At 65.0% G+C, this 1,178-nt stretch carries 1 protein-coding gene; it reads left to right on the forward strand.

Translation table 11 applies throughout. The features are described from left to right. A partial coding sequence (locus ABEA06_RS13545; RefSeq protein WP_425559539.1) for a transketolase-like TK C-terminal-containing protein occupies positions 1-1,178 on the forward strand: 1,178 nt, incomplete at both ends.

The raw sequence follows: 1,178 nt of genomic DNA on the forward strand, positions 1-1,178 counted from the left end.
ATCCTCAAGGACCTGATGCGCGAGAAGGATTTCGGCCACCGCATCGTGCCGATCGTTCCCGATGAGGCCCGTACCTTCGGTATGGACTCGTTCTTCCCGACCGCCAAGATCTACAACCCCAACGGACAGAACTACCTCTCCGTGGACCGTGAACTGATGCTGGCGTACAAGGAGTCCGAGCAGGGGGTGATCTTGCACCCGGGCATCAATGAGGCCGGTGCGACCTCAGCGTTCACCGCGGCCGGCACCTCCTACGCCACCCACGGCGAACCGATGATCCCGTTCTACATCTTCTACTCGATGTTCGGGTTCCAACGCACGGGCGATTCTTTCTGGGCCGCGGCGGACCAGCTGGCCCGCGGATTCATCATTGGCGCCACCGCCGGTCGGACCACGCTGGCGGGCGAGGGTCTGCAGCACATGGACGGTCACTCGCCCCTGTTGGCGGCCACCAACCCGGCCGTGATCCACTACGACCCGGCCTACGGCTACGAGATCGCGCACATCGTCAAGCGCGGTATCGAGCAGATGTACGGCACGGGCGACGAGGACCACAACGTCATGTACTACCTCACGGTGTACAACGAGCCGATCCACCAACCCGTTGAACCGGAGAACGTGGACGTCGAGGGCATCATCAAGGGCATCTACCTGCTCAAGCCGGCCGAGAAGGAGGGCCCCCGCGCCCAGTTGCTCGCCTCCGGCGTGGGTGTGCCGTGGGCCATTGAAGCGCAGAAGATCCTCGCCGAGGACTGGGGTGTTTCCGCCGATGTGTGGTCGGTGACCTCCTGGGTCAACCTGCGCCGCGATGCGCAGGCCGCCGAGGAAGAGGCGTTCCTCAACCCCAACGAGGGCGCCCGCACCCCGTACGTGGCACAGGCTCTGGCCGGTGCCACCGGACCGGTGGTGGCCACGAGCGACTTCGCATCGGATCTGCCGGACATGATTCGCCAGTACGTGCCCAATGAGTGGGCCTCACTGGGAGCGGACGGGTTCGGTTTCTCCGACACCCGCGCCGGTGCGCGCCGCTTCTTCAAGATTGATGCGCATTCCATGGTGGTACGGACCTTGGAGATGTTGGCCAAGCGCGGCGAGGTGGACTGGTCCGCACCGGCGCAGGCGATCGACAAGTACGACCTGCTCGACCCGAACGCCGGGACCTCCGGCAACGCCGGCGG

It is taken from the genome of Kocuria gwangalliensis (genome assembly GCF_039544365.1).
GTDB classification, from domain to species: Bacteria; Actinomycetota; Actinomycetes; order Actinomycetales; family Micrococcaceae; genus Kocuria; species Kocuria gwangalliensis.